The 16,681-nt window shown below is 52.6% G+C and carries 13 protein-coding genes and 2 pseudogenes; 10 read left to right on the forward strand and 5 right to left on the reverse strand.

Annotated features, from left to right (window positions below; genetic code table 11):
- Positions 1 to 6: 6 nt before the first annotated feature.
- The 5 genes and pseudogenes from nuoF to ASN_RS15445 form a co-directional block, all read right to left on the reverse strand.
- Positions 7 to 1,302 carry an NADH-quinone oxidoreductase subunit NuoF gene (gene nuoF / locus ASN_RS15425; RefSeq protein ID WP_058988719.1) on the reverse strand — a complete coding sequence of 432 codons (1,296 nt, stop codon included), beginning with the start codon at positions 1,300 to 1,302 and terminating at the stop codon, positions 7 to 9.
- Positions 1,302 to 1,793: an NADH-quinone oxidoreductase subunit NuoE gene (gene nuoE / locus ASN_RS15430; RefSeq protein ID WP_039904404.1), complete on the reverse strand. Its 492-nt coding sequence runs from the start codon at positions 1,791 to 1,793 to the stop codon at positions 1,302 to 1,304. Before nuoE ends, nuoF begins: the two co-directional genes overlap by 1 nt.
- Positions 1,780 to 3,570: pseudogene (gene nuoC / locus ASN_RS15435) on the reverse strand (NADH-quinone oxidoreductase subunit C/D). The gene nuoE and the pseudogene nuoC overlap by 14 nt, the downstream one beginning before the upstream one ends.
- On the reverse strand, positions 3,560 to 4,204 hold the full coding sequence (locus ASN_RS15440) for an NADH-quinone oxidoreductase subunit B (protein WP_006558687.1): 645 nt from the start codon (positions 4,202 to 4,204) through the stop codon (positions 3,560 to 3,562). The pseudogene nuoC and the gene ASN_RS15440 overlap by 11 nt, the downstream one beginning before the upstream one ends.
- Entirely contained in the window at positions 4,201 to 4,626 is a 426-nt protein-coding gene (locus tag ASN_RS15445) for an NADH-quinone oxidoreductase subunit A (RefSeq protein WP_058988721.1), read from the reverse strand. Before ASN_RS15445 ends, ASN_RS15440 begins: the two co-directional genes overlap by 4 nt.
- A gap of 388 nt (positions 4,627 to 5,014) precedes the next feature.
- Here ASN_RS15445 and ASN_RS15450 point away from each other — a divergent pair, with 388 nt between their 5' ends.
- The 10 genes and pseudogenes from ASN_RS15450 (at position 5,015) to ASN_RS15500 (ending at position 16,570) form a co-directional block, all read left to right on the forward strand.
- A complete protein-coding gene (locus ASN_RS15450; protein ID WP_058988723.1) occupies positions 5,015 to 5,779 on the forward strand; it encodes an SDR family oxidoreductase in 765 nt (254 codons plus the stop codon).
- Positions 5,780 to 6,222: 443 nt separating this feature from the next.
- The gene (locus ASN_RS15455; RefSeq protein ID WP_231948263.1) at positions 6,223 to 7,653 is read left to right on the forward strand and encodes an aldehyde dehydrogenase family protein; all 1,431 of its coding nucleotides are present in this window, start codon (positions 6,223 to 6,225) and stop codon (positions 7,651 to 7,653) included.
- A gap of 50 nt (positions 7,654 to 7,703) precedes the next feature.
- A protein-coding gene (locus tag ASN_RS15465; RefSeq protein WP_099048284.1) for an IS3 family transposase occupies positions 7,704 to 9,055 on the forward strand; the annotation gives its coding sequence in 2 pieces (ribosomal slippage) (positions 7,704 to 8,040 and positions 8,040 to 9,055; 1,353 coding nt in all).
- A 72-nt stretch (positions 9,056 to 9,127) separates the two neighbouring features.
- A pseudogene (locus ASN_RS15470) lies at positions 9,128 to 9,721 on the forward strand (GMC family oxidoreductase); the annotation flags it as partial.
- 91 nt (positions 9,722 to 9,812) lie between these two features.
- A complete protein-coding gene (gluP, locus tag ASN_RS15475; RefSeq protein ID WP_039904410.1) occupies positions 9,813 to 11,090 on the forward strand; it encodes a glucose/galactose MFS transporter in 1,278 nt (425 codons plus the stop codon).
- A 37-nt stretch (positions 11,091 to 11,127) separates the two neighbouring features.
- Positions 11,128 to 12,666 (forward strand): carbohydrate porin, encoded by a 1,539-nt coding sequence (locus ASN_RS15480; protein WP_231948265.1) that lies wholly within the window; start codon positions 11,128 to 11,130, stop codon positions 12,664 to 12,666.
- A gap of 122 nt (positions 12,667 to 12,788) precedes the next feature.
- Positions 12,789 to 13,931: an acyl-CoA dehydrogenase family protein gene (locus tag ASN_RS15485; RefSeq protein ID WP_058988724.1), complete on the forward strand. Its 1,143-nt coding sequence runs from the start codon at positions 12,789 to 12,791 to the stop codon at positions 13,929 to 13,931.
- The gene (locus tag ASN_RS15490) at positions 13,928 to 14,695 is read left to right on the forward strand and encodes a 3-ketoacyl-ACP reductase (protein WP_058988726.1); all 768 of its coding nucleotides are present in this window, start codon (positions 13,928 to 13,930) and stop codon (positions 14,693 to 14,695) included. The genes ASN_RS15485 and ASN_RS15490 overlap by 4 nt, the downstream gene beginning before the upstream one ends.
- A 2-nt stretch (positions 14,696 to 14,697) precedes the next feature.
- Positions 14,698 to 15,852, forward strand: coding sequence for a dihydrodipicolinate synthase family protein (locus ASN_RS15495; RefSeq protein ID WP_197603300.1), 1,155 nt, complete (start codon positions 14,698 to 14,700; stop codon positions 15,850 to 15,852).
- A gap of 1 nt (position 15,853) precedes the next feature.
- Positions 15,854 to 16,570, forward strand: coding sequence for a sugar phosphate isomerase/epimerase family protein (locus tag ASN_RS15500; RefSeq protein ID WP_231948266.1), 717 nt, complete (start codon positions 15,854 to 15,856; stop codon positions 16,568 to 16,570).
- Positions 16,571 to 16,681 lie beyond the last annotated feature (111 nt).

Consider the following 16,681-nt stretch of genomic DNA (forward strand, 5'->3'; position numbering starts at 1 on the left):
CTGCCATCAGGCTGCGTGCCGGAGGGGGCAACCGCGCTGGGAAATATGGGCGGAAAAATCATCAGAAAACAGTTTCAGGCCGCTGGCGAGCGGGGCCATGGCACCGGGTGCATGCGCGCAAAAAGTGCGGCCCGGTGTGCCCAGCATACGGGCATGACGGGCAAGTTCTTCAAGATCTTCGCTCTCGCCCGTGCCTTCTTCAAGAGCGCCGAGGAGACGTTCCACCCATGGTAGACCATCCCGACATGGCGTGCACCAGCCACAGGATTCCTGGGCAAAAAAATGTTCCAGATTCAGGATCATGCCGATGGGGCATGTGCGGTCATCCAGAATGATGGCCGTGCCGGTGCCAAGTCGGCTTCCGGCTTTTTCGACCGAGCCGTAATCCATTACAACATCCAGCGCAGATTCATCAAGAAAAGCCGTGGACGCCCCGCCGGGCAAAAGAGCGCGCAGGCTATAGCCGGGCAGCATTCCCCCAGCATGATCTTCAATGATCTGGCGGAGGGGCGTGCCAATGGGGAGTTCCCATGCACCGGGCCGTCGCACCCGACCGCTTACGCCATAAAGCTTGGTCCCGCCATCCGCGCCCATGCCAAGGCTGAGAAACCACTCTGGCCCATTGGTGATGATGTGCGGAAGATTGCAGAGAGTTTCAACGTTGTTCACAACAGTCGAGGCTCCCCACAGGCCGCTGAACTGAGGGAAGGGCGGTTTGCTGCGGGGGGTGGCGCGTTTGCCTTCCAGCGCGGTGATGAGAGCAGTTTCTTCCCCGCAGATGTAACGGCCAGCACTGGAGTGGAGATGGATATCAAAACTGAAGCCAGAGCCCAGAATGTTCTCGCCCAGCCAGCCTTTTTGTCGAGCTTCCTCAATAGCACGCGTCAAACGCTTGCGCGGAAGGTGATATTCTCCCCGTAGAAAAACAATGCCGTGGCTTGCCTGAATGGCGTATGCCGCCAGAATCATACCTTCCACAAGCTGAAGCGGGTTCCCTTCAAGTAACCAGCGGTCTTTGAACGTGCCGGGTTCCATCTCATCAGCATTGGCAACGAGGTATTTCCTGCGTTCGGAGGCTGCATCTTTCGGCACAAAGCTCCATTTCTGGCCCGTTGCAAAGCCTGCGCCTCCACGGCCCCGCAGTTTTGAGCGTGTCACCATGTCGATCACCTCGGCTGGGGCAAGGATTTTGAGAGCCTTGCGGGCTGCTTGCCACCCACCTGCCTGCTCGTATGCTGCGCAATCCGGTGGCGGGGCGGCGGGTGTGATCATGGCAGTCAAAGGGTGTGTGGCGGCTGTCATCACGGTGTCTCCCTCAGGCTGCCAATCAGGCGGTCCAGCGCGTCTGTATCAAGGTCTCCGTGTAGTGTTTCGTCTGCCAGAAGGGCGGGGGCGTGATCGCAATGGCCCAGGCAGACTGTAGGCAGCAAGGTGATGGCTCCATCTGGTGTGGTTTCTCCCGGATGGATCCCCAGCGTCTGGCGGAGGTGGGCGCAAAGGCGGTCCCGTCCCATCAGCCAGCAGGAAACGCTGTCGCAGAGCATGATGACATGTCTGCCAACGGGCTGGCGGAACAGGAGGTTGAAATAGGTTGCAATGCCATCCAGCGCATCGGGTGACATATCGAGCAACTGGGCCACTTCCTGCAAATGCTGGGAACTGATCCACCTGAAATGGGATTGCACCAATTGCAACGCGGCAACGCTGGCTCCCTGTGGGTGGAGTTCCTCCTGCGCAAGGGCGAGAATATCTGCCCTCAGTTCGGCAGGGAGGGTGTATTCAACGGTCAACATCGGCCATCACAAAATCAATGCTGCCAACAATCGCTATCAGATCGGCAATCATGGTGCCGCGGCTCAGAAGTGGGATCATCTGCAGGTGTGCGAAGGAGGGAGTGCGGATACGGGTTCTGTAAGAGGTCGTGCCGCCATCACTGATCAGGCTGTAACTGTTGAGCCCTTTTGTTGCTTCAACACAGGCCCGTGCTTCGCCCGGGGGGATGACGGGGCCCCAACTGACATTGATAAAATGATGAATGAGGGTCTCAATATCATGCATTGTCCGCGCTTTTGGCGGCGGCGTGGTCAGCGGATGATCCGCTTTTACTGGCCCGGACGGCATGTGTTCCAGACATTGGCGGATGATCCGCAGGCTCTGACGTATCTCTTCTATATGGACCACGATACGATCGTAACAATCGCCGTTTCTGCCCGTGGGAATATCAAAGTCCAGTTGATCGTAACAGGCATAGGGGGCGTATTTGCGATAATCCCATTCCAGCCCGCAGGCGCGTAAGCCGGGTCCTGTTACACCCCATTCTACGGCCTCGGCTTTTGTGTAAGCGCCAATTCCTTGCGTGCGTGCACGGAAAATTGGATTGCGCATGACCATGGCATCATATTCGTCAAGGCGTTTGGGGAGATAATCCAGAAAGGCGCGGATCAGCCCATCCCACCCCGTGGGAAGGTCCATGGCAACGCCCCCGATACGGAACCATGCCGGATGCATCCGAAAACCGCAGATGGCTTCTATAATGCTGAATACTTTCTCGCGGTCGGTAAACATGTAGAAGACAGGAGAAAGTTGCCCTACATCCTGCGCCATTGTTCCGTAAAAAACCAGATGGCTGGCAATGCGGAACAATTCTGCCAGCATGACGCGGATCATCTGCGCACGTGGGGGAACAGTAATGCCTGCCAGTGTTTCAACAGCCATGACATAGGGAAAGTTGTTCATCACGCCACCGAGGTAATCCACCCGATCGGTGTAGGGAATGTAGGTGTGCCAGGACTGGCGTTCTCCCATTTTTTCCGCGCCACGGTGATGAAACCCTATATCGGGCACAGCATCTACAATGCGTTCCCCTTCCAGTTGCAGCACGATGCGAAACACACCGTGCACACTTGGATGGTTGGGGCCAAGGTTGAGAAACATGAAATCACTATGATCACTATGGCGCTTCATGCCCCATAGGGAGGGATCAAAAGATAATGCATCCTGCTCATATTTTTCCTGATCTTCGGTCAGGCTGTAAGGTGGTTTTTCTGTTGCGCGAGCATGGTGATCTTTGCGTAACGGATGGTCTGTCCATGTAGGGGGCGTAAGGATACGGCGCAGGAAAGGATGGTGGTCAAAATGAATCCCGAACAGATCCCATATTTCCCGTTCGTACCAGTTGGCGTTGGGCCAGATATCACTAATGCTGGGCAGAGACGGGGCATGATCAGTTAGGGCAACCTTGATCCGGACTTAATCCGCCCGACTATCGAGGGACATAAGATGATAGACGACTGTGAAGGAGGAGCTTGGTTGTCCTTCCCTGTGAATGCGTTCCCGTTCATCTATTGCCGTAAGGTCAAAAAGCATCAAATGACCTTGGGCATGATCCTTCAGCATTTGAAGCGTGGCGCGAATGGTGGCTGCCGATATCCAGACAACAGCTACGTTATCCCGTGTGACATCGGCAGTTGGGCCAGAAGGCGGGAGGTTCTGTGCAGCAATGTTTTCCAACAGGGAATGGGGCGGTGGCCGGTCAGAAAGAACAGTCGCGCTCATGGTATCAGATCCCATCTGGTGAACGCAGATCCTGCGTTTGTTGACGGACGCTGCGTTTGGCGTCCCGCAGGCTTGGTGGAGTAACCGGAACGATCCCTTGCTCGCCTACCATCCAACTGAGCGGGCGCCTCTGGCTCCCGATGGATTTTTGCAAAAGCATGAGGCCTTCCAGAAGAGCTTCTGGTCTTGGTGGGCAACCGGGAACATACACATCTACCGGCAGGAAGCTGTCTACCCCCTGTACCACGCTGTAAATATCATACATACCGCCGGAATTGGCGCAGGATCCCATGGAAATAACCCAGCGCGGTTCAAGCATCTGATCATAGAGATGTTTGATGATAGGAGCCATTTTTACAAAAACGGTTCCGGATATAACAATGAGATCGGCCTCGCGGGGCGTGGCCCTGAGAACTTCAGATCCGAAACGTGCTATATCGAACTGGCTTGTGAAGGCCGTGGCCATTTCCACGTAGCAACAGGAAAGACCAAAATTGAGAGGCCAAATGGAGTTCTTCTGCCCCCAGGAGACAAAATCCTGAAGGCGACCGATAACAAGGTTGCGCTGGACTGTTTCTGTAAAAGTCGCGTTATCAACAGAGGGTACAGTGGTTGGCGTTGTTGCCGGGCGAGAAAGTGACCAGATCATGATAGATGCTCCATGCTGGATTGTGTTTCTGGAAGGCACCGGGGCAGAGGCCCCCAATCCAACCCGCCTGCTCGCCACAGGTACACGAGGGAGACAGCCAGAAAGAAAATGAAGAGCAACGCTGCGCTGTATCCAACCCAACCCACATCTGTCACCACAATGGCCCACGCAAAGAGAAACGCGGTTTCTACATCAAAAATGACAAAGAACATGGCGACCAGATAATACTGCACTGGCAGGCGGAGATGGGCAGATCCGGTAGGGATGATTCCGGATTCAAATGGGATGGAGAGAGAGGTTCCGCCGTGGGACAAGGAACGTCTGAGACCCGTCAGGGCGCTCAGGCCCAGCATGCAGGCAAGCAGAACACTTATAACCAACGCATAGATAAGAAGGGAACGGATTTGGGAAAAATCGACCATATCGGGACCTTCCGCATCTGTTGATTATTATCCGAACGGAGTTGTCTTAACCTGTAAGGAATTTGTGTTTTTCTGCTTATATTCGGCACGTCCCGGCGATGTTTGCTCCAGTATAAAAAACGGAGCCGCGAGCGGTGCTGTCGAGCTTCATACGCCTGATAAAAGGGGAAGTTCCCGCAAGACAGACAGAAAGCGTATCTGGAACGTCATAGCCTTCCTTTTTCCATGCACGGCAAGGGCTGAGGAGCGGGGAATTTATGCCGCTGAGAAGGGAATAAAAAACAGGAGGGGGAGAATGCGTCTCTCTTTGCCTGTGTGCGTTCTTCTACGTGTGAAGGCGTTTTTTGCGTCCTCATGATGGACTTTAATATTACAGAAGGAGACGGACATGGGGCGCGTACAGGGTAAAGTTGCCATTGTGAGTGGAGCGGCGCTTGGTATTGGCAAAGCCACAGCGCAGCTTCTGGCGCAGGAAGGCGCTTCTGTTGTTGTTGGGGATATTAACAAGGAGGAGGGAGAGAAAACCGTTTCTGAAATTGAAGGGGAAGGCGGAAAAGCCCAGTTTTTCACCCTTGATGTGAGCAAGGAAGAAGATTGGAAAGCTGTGGTTGAAGCTGCTTTAGCTACCTTTGGCCGACTTGATATCGTGGTGAATAACGCAGGTATTGCGTATAGCGGCACTGTGGAAAGCACCAGTCTGGAAGCGTGGCGGAGGGTACAGTCCATCAATCTCGACGGTGTGTTTCTGGGCACAAAATACGGCATTGAAGGAATACGGAAGCACGCGGGAGGTGGCTCAATCATCAATCTGTCTTCAATTGAAGGGCTAATTGGAGATCCGGAGTTGGCTGCCTACAATGCCAGCAAGGGCGGAGTGCGTATTTTTACAAAATCGTCGGCATTACATTGTGCAAAGGCGGGATATAACATCCGGGTCAACTCCGTTCATCCGGGCTATATCTGGACACCCATGGTAGAAGGGCTGACACAGGAAGACGAGGCAGCACGTCAGCGGCTGGTTGATCTTCACCCTATCGGGCATTTAGGGGCGCCAGAAGATATTGCCTATGGCATCCTCTATCTTGCATCTGACGAATCAAAATTCGTTACAGGCAGCGAGCTTGTGATAGATGGCGGTTATACGGCGCAATAGTTGCGATACTGCGTGAGTGTTGTGCGTGCTGACCTTGTGATAACGAAGAGACTTGTACCACATCTGTGATAGCCAGAGTTTGCCCCCCCTTTTGCTTTGGCAGTTTAGCTTGCTGACATGAGGCGTGATGCCTTGCTTCTTTGGCTTCCGCCAACGCTATTATTATCGCTGCATCGAAAATGTATGGTGACAGTGTCCTGACGCTTTACGGGAGCACCGTCAGGAGGCCCAGGCTGATCAAGAAAAGGGTGCTAATCGGCGTTCAGCTCCGTGCATCATGTTGAAGTCAAAGCTCCTCGCAAAACCATCAAGTTAAGTTGAACGGCGGTTCAGAGGTTGTGAAGGGGAAGGGTGTTGATTGACACTCATTCTGTAATACACTAACTAGTTAGTAACACCGATTTCCAGCGACAATAACACAAAATCAAAAACAGGGCGGTGCAATGACAACGAGCACAAAAAAGCTTTCCTTACCCCAAAACCCACGTTTATTCGGATTATATATCAATGGGTTGTGGGTGGATTCTGGCGACCGTAAGATCATGGAGCGCCGCAGCCCGGCACACGGTGTTCTGGTAACCAGAACCACAGCAGGCACGGAAGCGGACGTCAATGAGGCTGTTGCAGTGGCCAGAAAGGCGTTTGAAGACAGGAGATGGTCAGGGCTTTCTGGTCAGCAGCGTGCGGATGTGCTTCTGAAAGCGGCAACCCTTATTCGGGAGCGGGCCGAGGAACTGGCGCGGCTTGAAACCTTTGAAACAGGCAAGCCTATTACGCAATCTCGTGGAGAAATTCAGGCCAGCGCTGGTATTTATGAATATGCGGCTGGCGCGGCCAGAATGCTGCATGGGGATAGCTTCAATAACCTCGGCGATAGCATGTTCGGGTTTGTGACCCGTGAGCCAATCGGTGTTGTGGGGCTTATTACACCGTGGAATTTTCCTTTTTTCATTCTGTCTGAGCGTCTGCCCTTCATTTTGGCGTCTGGCTGCACAGTGGTTGCAAAGCCGAGTGATCTGACATCTGCCACCACGCTGATTATGGCTGAGATCCTGACGCAGGCGGGGCTGCCAGATGGCGTATTCAATGTTGTCACGGGCCCAGGAAGCGTGGTGGGAGAAGTGCTGTCTCACCATCCCGACATTGATATGCTATCCTTCACGGGGTCAACCGCTGTTGGCAAGCGGGTGCTGGCGGCATCTGCCGGGAACTTCAAAAAGCTGAGCCTGGAGTTAGGGGGGAAGAACCCTCATGTGGTCTTTGCTGATGCACGGCTTGAAGACGCTGTTGATGGGGTTATTTTTGGTTTCTGCTTTAACGCGGGCCAATGCTGCGTGGGCGGAAGCCGGTTGCTTGTTGAAAAATCCATTCAGCCCGAGTTTGAGCGCCTTTTAACTGAAAAATTGGCCCGTTTGCGTGTGGGAGACCCGTTGGACCCGGACACGCAGATTGGCGCAATTGTAAGTGAAAAGCAGCATGAAACCATTTGTGACTACATTGAACGAGGAACAAAGCAGGGAGCCCGTTTGCTCTCGCAAGGTAAAATCAATGGCACAGATCGGGGATTGTTTGTTCAACCAACAATCTTTTCGGACGTTACATCTGACATGGATATTGCAACGGACGAAATTTTTGGGCCGGTTCTGAGTATACTGCCGTTTGAAACAACGGATGATGCCATTACCATAGCAAACAATACTATTTACGGCCTTTCCGCCACAATCTGGACGCAGAATCTCTCGCACGCCATGGACGCAGTGCGCGGCATTCGTGCGGGGCGCGTTTGGGTTAACACCACCATTGCGGGTGGACCGGAACTCCCTGCAGGCGGATTCAAGTGTCCGCCGTCAGGATCTATGGGACGAAATTGGTGAATTGAATAATGGAGGATTTCTGGCTCATCGTAACGACGAAGGAGTGAAGTATGAGCCAGAAATCCTTGCCGGAGACGACATCGGGGGAACGGTTGATCCGCGATATCCGCCGGGCGACGCGTCGGCAGTATTCGGCGGAAGAGAAGATCCGCATTGTGCTTGATGGCCTGCGGGGCGAGAGCAGCATAGCTGAGCTGTGCCGCCGTGAAGGTATTGCCGAAAGCCTGTATTATTCCTGGTCGAAGGAGTTTCTTGAAGCCGGGAAGAAACGACTTGCGGGCGATACGGCGCGTAACGCCACAACCAGTGAAGTCCGTCATCTGCGTGACGAGGCGCGGGCCCTGAAAGAGGTCGTGGCCGAGCAGACACTGGAACTGCGCCTGCTTAAAAAAAGCATGATCGGGGCTGGGGGAGACCCCGCATGAGATATATGGCTTCGGAAAAGCTCGAGATCATCCGCCTTGTCGAGCAATCAGCCCTGCCGGTTCGGCAGGTTCTCGGCAAGATTGGTATCCCGCGTTCAACCTTTCACCGCTGGTGCGATCTCTATCGGACGGGCGGCCCGGAAGCCCTGGCGGACAAACCCTCTGGACCCAATCGGATATGGAACCGCATCGCGGACGATATCCGTGCACAGATCATTGATCTGGCGCTGGAGACGCCGGAACTGTCGCCTCGTGAAATTGCCGTGCGGTTCACCGACGAGCAGGGCTATTTCGTCTCGGAAGCCTCGGTCTATCGCCTGCTCAAGGCCCATGACCTGATCACCAGTCCGAAATTCATCGTCATCAAGGCGGCGGAGAGCTTCCATACAAAAACAACAGCGCCGAACCAGCTCTGGCAGACGGATTTCACCTATCTCAAGGTTATCGGATGGGGATGGTTCTATCTGTCGACCATCCTTGATGATTTCTCACGCTACATCATCGCCTGGAAGTTGTGCACGACCATGGCCGCATCCGATGTGACGCAAACGCTGGAACTCGCCTTGCAGGCATCAGGGCTTCATCAAGCCACGGTCAGACACCGGCCGCGACTGCTCTCCGATAACGGCCCCTGTTATGTTGCTGACGAACTCGCGAAATGGCTAAATCAGAACAGCATCGATCATGTGCGTGGCGCTCCCAACCATCCCCAGACACAGGGGAAGATCGAACGTTGGCACCAGACGCTCAAGAACCGCGTGCTTCTTGAGCATTATTATCTGCCTGGAGATCTCGAAAGCCAGATCGAGGCATTCGTCGAAAACTATAATCAGCGCCGCTATCACGAGAGCCTCAACAATCTCACGCCGGCAGATGTCTGGTTCGGACGGGGGCAGACAATCCTGCTCGAACGTGAGCGCATCAAAAGAGCTACCATCCAGAAACGACGCTTGCTTCATCAGCAGCGTGCCGCCTAAACATCATAATCAGATGGGCCAGACCCTCCGTTATTTCACACCATCCATAGTCCCAAATCTTTCGACGACGGACACAATGTGGTGGAAGGCGGGGCGTTCTGGTCTTCCAATGATCAGGAGAGTGTGCCTGATCTGCAATTCCATTTTCTGGCGGGAGCTGGTGTGGAAGCAGGCGTGCCGAATATTCCCTCAGGGTCTGGTTGCACATTGAATTCCTATGTTCTGCGCCCTAAAAGCCGCGGGACAGTGAGGCTTAAGAGCGCCGACCCGGCAGCTGGGGTTCTTGTTGATCCGAACTTTCTTGCAGAACCGGAAGACGTGCAAAGTTCTGTGGAAGGTCTGCATATCAGCCGCGAGATCATGAACCAGCCGAATATGCAAAAGCATGTTAAACGCGCGCATTTTCCGGATGAGAGTGTAAAAACCAGAGAGGATCTGGTGCGGTACGCACGTCAATATGGGCGGACGTCATATCATCCCAACGGCACCTGTAAAATGGGTCGTGATGAGATGGCCGTGGTTGACCCGACATTGAAAGTGCGTGGTGTTGAGGGCTTGAGGATTTGTGATTCCTCGGTGCTCCCTAGTCTTATTGGCTCCAATACAAATGCTGTTACTGTTATGATATCAGAAAAAGCAAGTGATATCATTTCTTCTTCTTACTAAAACCATCCTTAAATATTAAAGCAGAAATGATACTCCCGGGTCATTTCTGCACTACCATTGGGCAATGTACGTCCGCCAAAGGAGTGCTGCTATGGAGTGTTCTGTTGCGGTAAAGGATAAGACGCACGAGAAAGCAGGTATTCTCGATTTTCTTTCTTTCTCCATGTTTTTCCTTTTCGGAGGCATTACCAGTCTGAATGACGTCGTAATGCCAAAACTTAAAGAAGTGTTTGATCTGAATTACACTCAGATGACAACAGTTCAGTTCTGCTTTTTTGCAAGTTATTTCCTTATTTCTATTCCAGCTTCTCATATGATCAAGAAAAATGGCTATATGAGAACACTCGTTATTGGCCTCAATCTGATAGCGTTAGGGTGCCTGTGTTTTATTCCAGCAACGTGGTCTGCCCGTTTTCTGGTTTTTCTGCTGGCCCTGTTTGTGGTGGCGGCCGGTATTACGATTATTCAGGTAACAGCCAATCCACTTGTTATCTCTTTAAGTAATAAACAGAATGTATCGTCACGCCTGACATTTGCCCACGCCTGTAATTCTCTTGGTACAGTGGTTGCTCCCTATCTGGGTGCCATGATTATTTTGCGTCACCACTCCGAAGAAAGTCTCCTTGGAAAAATAGCAGCGTATTTTTCTGATCAGGGAATGTCTGAAGGGGCAATAGATATTAGTGTCTGTTATCTGATTGTTTCTGTCATTATTTTTTGTTGGTCAGTGATGACCTGGATAAATCGTAGCAAACTCAAGGGCGAATATTTTCATGAAGGAAGTGTGCTGAAGGCCGTTGAGTTGTTTAAGGACAGGCATTTCAGTTTTGGCGTTGCCGCGATGTTTTTCTATATCGGCGCAGAAGTTACGATTGGAAGCCTTCTGGTTAATTATCTTATTTTGCCTGATACCTTGCATTTGACTGCGGAAGAAGCCGGGAAACATCTTGCATTTTACTGGGGCGGGCTTTTGTGCGGGCGCCTGCTGGGTATTGTTTTGCTGCGCGCTATCGCACCTTCTGTTCTTCTGACTGTGTATGGAACCTGCGCCTTTCTGCTGGTTATTCTTTCCATTGTTTCCACAGGAGGAATGGCTGGTTGGGCAATGTTAGCCGTTGGGTTGTGTAACTCAGTCATGTTTCCGCTTATTTTTTCACTGACTTCGATGGACCTTGGGCATCGTGCCTCTGAAGGGTCTGGCCTAATTTGCATGGCGATTGTGGGTGGGGCGTTTGTTCCGGTTATAACAGGACGGTTTGCGGATATTACCAACCTGAATATAGCCTTCATTATACCGGCTCTTTGCTATCTTGTTGTTATTTTATTTGGGTTTTACTCACGTTCTTCCCGCCATAAAGTGTTTTCCTGATCATAAACGGCAGTATAAAAATAAAAAGGAAGCTGTCATGTGGGAAATGTCTCGTACTGTAGGGGCTGTTGCGTGTCTTGCATTGATACCGGCGGCCAGTGAAGCGCGTGCGCGCCGGCCTGAACTGTCGGAATGTTTTGGTGTTGCGATGACACCGTGGGACCCGGATGTGCTCTGTGTGAATAATCCTGATCTGGTGGAAGAAGAGTTGTCAAACAATCAGGATAATTTCTTCTTTTACGATGATCATCATAACATCATCAGGCGGCCAAGCCGTGTGTCCCGTGTGTGGCGTTCGGCACCTCGCCCGTTATCGTCCAACTGGTTACATCAGGATGTGATGACGGGAGATTGGGGTGGACTGCGTACACGGTTGGCACAACGCGGCATCCTGTTTCAGGGGCATTATGTGCAGGATACAGCCGGAAACCCTGCGGGCGGGAAAGCGCAGGCCGTGCGTTATGCGCATGAATTTGCAGGAGGACTGGATATCGATTTCAACAAATGGCTTGGGTACGATATCGGGATTCTTCATTTTCTGGTTACACAACGTTCAGGGCTGGGGCTGCATATGGTGATGCCTGCGCTCAGTTCCGTGCAGGAAATTTATGGAACAGGGCAGACCGTGCGTTTGACCCGGCTTTCTCTTGAACACAAATTTACAAATTATGTGAACACGGAACTGGGATGGGTTAATACGGAAAATGATTTTGCCCAGTCTACAACGCACTGGGGTATGTCTATTTACTGTCAGTTTCAAAGCAATGCCATTTGCGGTATGCCACAGTCGCTCGCATTCAATTCTGGCTATGGCTATTATCCCAGTGCGCATCCGGGTGCTTATGTAAAGTTATACCCTACCGGCAAAGATGATTTTCTTGCCTCGTTTGGCGTCTATAACGTGGATAATACAATTGCCAACAGTCATAATGGCTGGAAAATGTGGCTTCATAATACTGTGGGTACGTATTTTCCTGTGCAACTGGGGTGGAAGCATGGTGGTACGGATATAAAAGGAGCGTACCCGGGTAATATAAGAATAGGTGGGTATTGGGAAACAACCCGCGTTAAAACGGTTACCCAGAAAATCACGATGTTTGCACCTGCGGGTACAGTTTATCAAAACTGGCCCAATGACAGCATAAAAGGGCGGTATGGCGCGTGGTTTGAAGGAGATCAGATGATCGAGCGCGATCGGAACAACCCGAAACGGGGAGTGGTTGCGTTTGGCAGTTTTGTGTGGGGGGACACCCAGACTTCTCCGTTTCCATATTTTGCCACCTGGGGCTTTATTCGCAAAGGCACGTTTGCCAGCAGGCCAGATGATACGATCAGTATTGGCGGAAAGCTGATGGTTGTTAATTCAAAAATTGCCCGCTACGCCCGATATCTTAAATCAACCGGGCAAGATGTTTCCACGCCGACCTTTGAGCATAGCTTTGAGGTCAATTATGGCTGGCGACCTGCACCGTGGCTGCTGGTGCGGCCCGGGTTGCAGTATGTCTGGAGACCCGGCGGAACGCGGCGTTACCCCAATGCGACGGTACTCGATTTTGAGACCGCTATCATCTTCTAGGTAGATAGACACACTACACGAAATGTTCAGCGTTTTTTGAGCAGGGTTCTGTTCTCTTTCCTTGATCTTCCAACGCAATACAATGTATGTAACCAGATAGTTCATTAAGTAGGATTTTAAAGATGTTTCTTAACGAAGTGCAGGAACAGGTTCTGGAAACAACCCGGTCTTTTGTAGATGAGGTGATCCGCCCGGCAGCAGAAGCGCTGGATCGAGAAGAACGCTTTCCTACCGAAATTTATGATCAGATGGCCGAGTTAGGCCTGTTTGGTATTGGGGTGCCGGAAGAGCTGGGTGGCCCGGGATTTGATACACTGACGTATGCTGTGGTCATGGAAGAACTCTCCCGTGGTTACGCCAGCATCGCAGACCAATGTGGATTGGTGGAATTGATTTCCACCCTGCTGGTAAGGCATGGCACGGAACATCAGCGCAAGATGCTGCCAGAAGTTCTCTCCATGCGGCGCAAGGTGGCTTACTGCATTACCGAGCCGGAGGCCGGGACGGATGTCTCTGGTATTCGCACCACGGCTGAGCGAGATGCCGATGGCTGGGTGCTGAACGGGGGCAAGATCTGGATTCATAATGCTCCCGTGGCAGATACGGGTTTTGTGCTGGCACGAACCAACAAGGAAGCCGGTAATCGTGGCATGTCCATCTTTATTGTGGATCTGCATGCCAAGGGGGTAGAGCGCGGCCCGAAGGAACATAAGATGGGGCAGCGCGCCAGCCAGGTCGGCGGGCTTGATTTTCAGGATGTAAGATTGGGGCCAGACGCGCTTCTGGGTGAAGAAGGACGCGGCTTTCATATGATGATGAGCGTTCTGGATAAAGGGCGGGTGGGCATTGCCTCTCTGGCTGTGGGCATTGCGCAGGCGGGATTGGAAGCCGCAGTGGATTACGCAGGCACCCGGAAGCAGTTTGGAATACATATTTCAGAATTTCAGGGCGTCCAGTGGCTCCTTGCTGACATGGCAAAGGATATTGAGGCCGCACGGCTTCTTGTTTACTCCGCTGCGACCAAAATTGACCGAGGGCTGGATGCAACACGGTCCTGCTCCATGGCCAAATGTTTTGCAGGGGACATGGCAGTAGCCCGCACAGCAGACGCGGTACAGGTTTTTGGTGGTTCAGGCTATATCCGTGGTTTTGAGGTTGAGCGCCTTTATCGTGATGCCAAAATTACCCAGATTTACGAAGGAACAAACCAGATTCAGCGGATGATTATTGCACGTGAATTGCTGCGCAAAGGCGCACGTTCATGATGCAGGTAGCTCTGGTTACTGGGTCTTCTCGCGGTATCGGGCTGGCTACTGCCGAGGCTTTGGCTCAGGCCGGCTTTGCCATTGCGCTCAACGGCCCTGCGGACGATGCAGAACTTCACGCGGCAGTTAAAAAAGTTTCTGACTATGGGGTGCCCGTGATGGCTGCTCCATTTGATGTAACCGATAGTGCTGCTTATGAACTGCAACTCTCCCGCATTGAAGACACATTGGGCCCGTTAACAACGTTGGTGAATAATGCCGGGGTAGGGGTTCTGCAACGCGGGGACCTGCTGGATGTGACGGAAGCCAGTTGGGACCGGTGTGTAAACGTGAATGCCAAGGCTGTTTTCTTTCTCTCGCAGGCTTTTGCGCGGCGTTTGCTTTCACGCAAACGGGATGATGAGCAGTTTTACGCCATTGTGAATGTGACATCTTCAAACGCCGTTGCTGTTGCTGTCCAGCGTTCGGAATATTGTGCCTCAAAAGCTGCTGCAGCCATGATTTCACGTACCCTCGCTGTCAGGCTCGGGGCTGAAAACATAGCTGTTTATGATGTGCAGCCCGGGCTTATTGCCACAGAAATGACAGCGCCTGTTATTGAAAGTTACAGAAAGCGCGCTGAAGACGGTTTGACCTTGTTTCCCCGTGTTGGCACTCCCGCAGAAATTGGTGCCATCATTACAAGTCTTGCCGCTGGAAAACTTCCATATGTGACAGGACAGGCAATTTCGGCAGATGCCGGAATGCTGGTTCCGCGTTTTTGAGAGTGGCCATGAAAATAGCACTTCCCGACCAGAATGGTCAGAAGACTGAGTATTCTCTGACCGGTGTTCCGTTGCCTTCGGCAGTTCTTTCTGGCCAGTCGGCACGTATTGTCTATTCAGCGGCGCACGTGGTTGCTGATCCTTTCACGAATAATGACCCATCTGGCTCTCCTGCGATTGATTGGGAAAAAACCCTTGAGTTTCGCCGCTATCTTGCCGGTTTAGGAATTGGCATTGCGGAATCCATGGATACAGCCCAGCGCGGTATGGGGCTGGACTGGCCCAAGGCGCTGGAACTGATTACCCATACTCGTAAAGAACTGCCGGACGCATTGGTTGCTAACGGGTGTGGCACGGATCATCTGCTGCCTCAGGATGCGCGATCGGTAGATGATGTTATTCGCGCTTATCTGGAGCAGGTTGAGGCGATTCAGGCCGTGGGCGGCCGGTTGATCCTGATGGCAAGCCGAGCGTTGGTAAAAGTAGCCCGGAGCGCAGCGGACTACCTGCGTGTTTATTCAGACGTTCTCTCCGCCTGTGACCAGCCCGTTATTCTGCACTGGTTGGGAGAGATGTTCGACCCGGCACTTGCCGGATATTGGGGAAGCGCCTCCTTTGAGGACGCCATAGAAACCGTTCTTGAGATTATTGAAGTCAATAAAAGCAAAGTTGACGGCATAAAAATTTCTCTTCTGGATAAACAGAAGGAAATCGTTCTGCGGAGGCGTCTGCCTTCTGGTGTGAAAATGTATACCGGGGATGACTTCAATTATCCGGAACTGATTGAAGGTGATGACCACGGATTCAGCCATGCTCTTCTTGGTATTTTTGATCCCCTGGCACCGGCTGCCGCGTATGCTGTATCAAAACTGGGAGAAGGGGATACTGCTGCTTTCCGGTCCACGCTGGACCCGACGGTACCCCTTGCCCGCACCATTTTTCGGGCTCCCACGCAGTATTATAAAACAGGCGTCGTGTTCCTCGCTTGGCTGAATGGTTTTCAGGATCACTTCATTATGGTGAATGGCGCGCAGGCTCTCCGGCCTTTGCCATATTTTACGGAAATTTTCAGGCAGGCGGACCAGTGCGGTCTTCTCCGAGATCCGGAAAAGGCGGTACACCGTATGACGTCTCTTCTGGCTGTTTACGGAGCCTGAAATGCGGGATTTCACGCATGATCTCTCTGCATTGGCGCTGAACACCGCCACACTTGGCCATAATGTGCCGGGGGCAGGTGCCGGGTGGTCTCCTGAGCGGACACTGGATGCATGCGCCCGGCGCGGCATTGGGGGGATTGTTTTCTGGCGGCGGGAGGTTACAGGCCGAGGCGCTGAAATTGCGCGCCGGGCACGGGAGGCAGGCGTGAGTGTCGCCGGTTTATGCCGGTCTCCGTTTCTGGTCGGACCGATGGCCCCGGTAGGAAGGCAGGCTGTTATTGACGATTTTCGGTCTGCTCTGGATCTTGCTGCCGAGCTGGGAGCGCCAGTTTTGACTATTGTTACCGGCGGCGTGCAGCCTGAGACGAAAGGCGTGGAAGAAAGTCTTAAGCTGGTGGCAGGGTATCTGGAAGAAGTGGTTCCGTATGCTGATGCGTGCGGTGTCAAATTGGCTCTGGAACCATTGAACCCGGCTTATGGGGGGGATCGCTCCTGCCTGACAACCACCAGAGACGCGCTGGATGTCTGTGATTTGGTCAATGCGCCGGGCCTTGGTGTGGCCATAGATGTTTACCATGTCTGGTGGGATACGGATTTACGCTATCAGCTTCAACGCGCTGGGCATCGCATTCTGGGCTATCATTTGTGTGACTGGCTGGCCCAGACGACTGACATTCTTCTTGATCGCGGGATGATGGGGGACGGCGTGCTGATCTGAAACCTATCCGGGCCGCTGTGGAGGCCGCGGGCTATAGCGGTTTCTGTGAGGTTGAAATTTTCTCTGTAAATAACTGGTGGAAGCGGAATCCGGACGATGTTCTGGACATCA

Source organism: Acetobacter senegalensis, assembly GCF_001499615.1.
GTDB classification, from domain to species: domain Bacteria; phylum Pseudomonadota; class Alphaproteobacteria; order Acetobacterales; family Acetobacteraceae; genus Acetobacter; species Acetobacter senegalensis.

Bases quoted from the DNA above. Each gene is read 5' to 3' on its own strand.
- ASN_RS15445 (WP_058988721.1), bottom strand. From the start codon at position 4,626: ATGGTCGATTTTTCCCAAATCCGTTCCCTTCTTATCTATGCGTTGGTT.
- nuoF (WP_058988719.1), bottom strand. From the start codon at position 1,302: ATGACAGCCGCCACACACCCTTTGACTGCCATGATCACACCCGCCGCC.
- ASN_RS15500 (WP_231948266.1), top strand. From the start codon at position 15,854: ATGCGGGATTTCACGCATGATCTCTCTGCATTGGCGCTGAACACCGCC.
- ASN_RS15440 (WP_006558687.1), bottom strand. From the start codon at position 4,204: ATGATCTGGTCACTTTCTCGCCCGGCAACAACGCCAACCACTGTACCC.
- nuoE (WP_039904404.1), bottom strand. From the start codon at position 1,793: ATGTTGACCGTTGAATACACCCTCCCTGCCGAACTGAGGGCAGATATT.
- ASN_RS15490 (WP_058988726.1), top strand. From the start codon at position 13,928: ATGATGCAGGTAGCTCTGGTTACTGGGTCTTCTCGCGGTATCGGGCTG.
- ASN_RS15480 (WP_231948265.1), top strand. From the start codon at position 11,128: ATGTGGGAAATGTCTCGTACTGTAGGGGCTGTTGCGTGTCTTGCATTG.
- gluP (WP_039904410.1), top strand. From the start codon at position 9,813: ATGGAGTGTTCTGTTGCGGTAAAGGATAAGACGCACGAGAAAGCAGGT.
- ASN_RS15485 (WP_058988724.1), top strand. From the start codon at position 12,789: ATGTTTCTTAACGAAGTGCAGGAACAGGTTCTGGAAACAACCCGGTCT.
- ASN_RS15450 (WP_058988723.1), top strand. From the start codon at position 5,015: ATGGGGCGCGTACAGGGTAAAGTTGCCATTGTGAGTGGAGCGGCGCTT.
- ASN_RS15455 (WP_231948263.1), top strand. From the start codon at position 6,223: ATGACAACGAGCACAAAAAAGCTTTCCTTACCCCAAAACCCACGTTTA.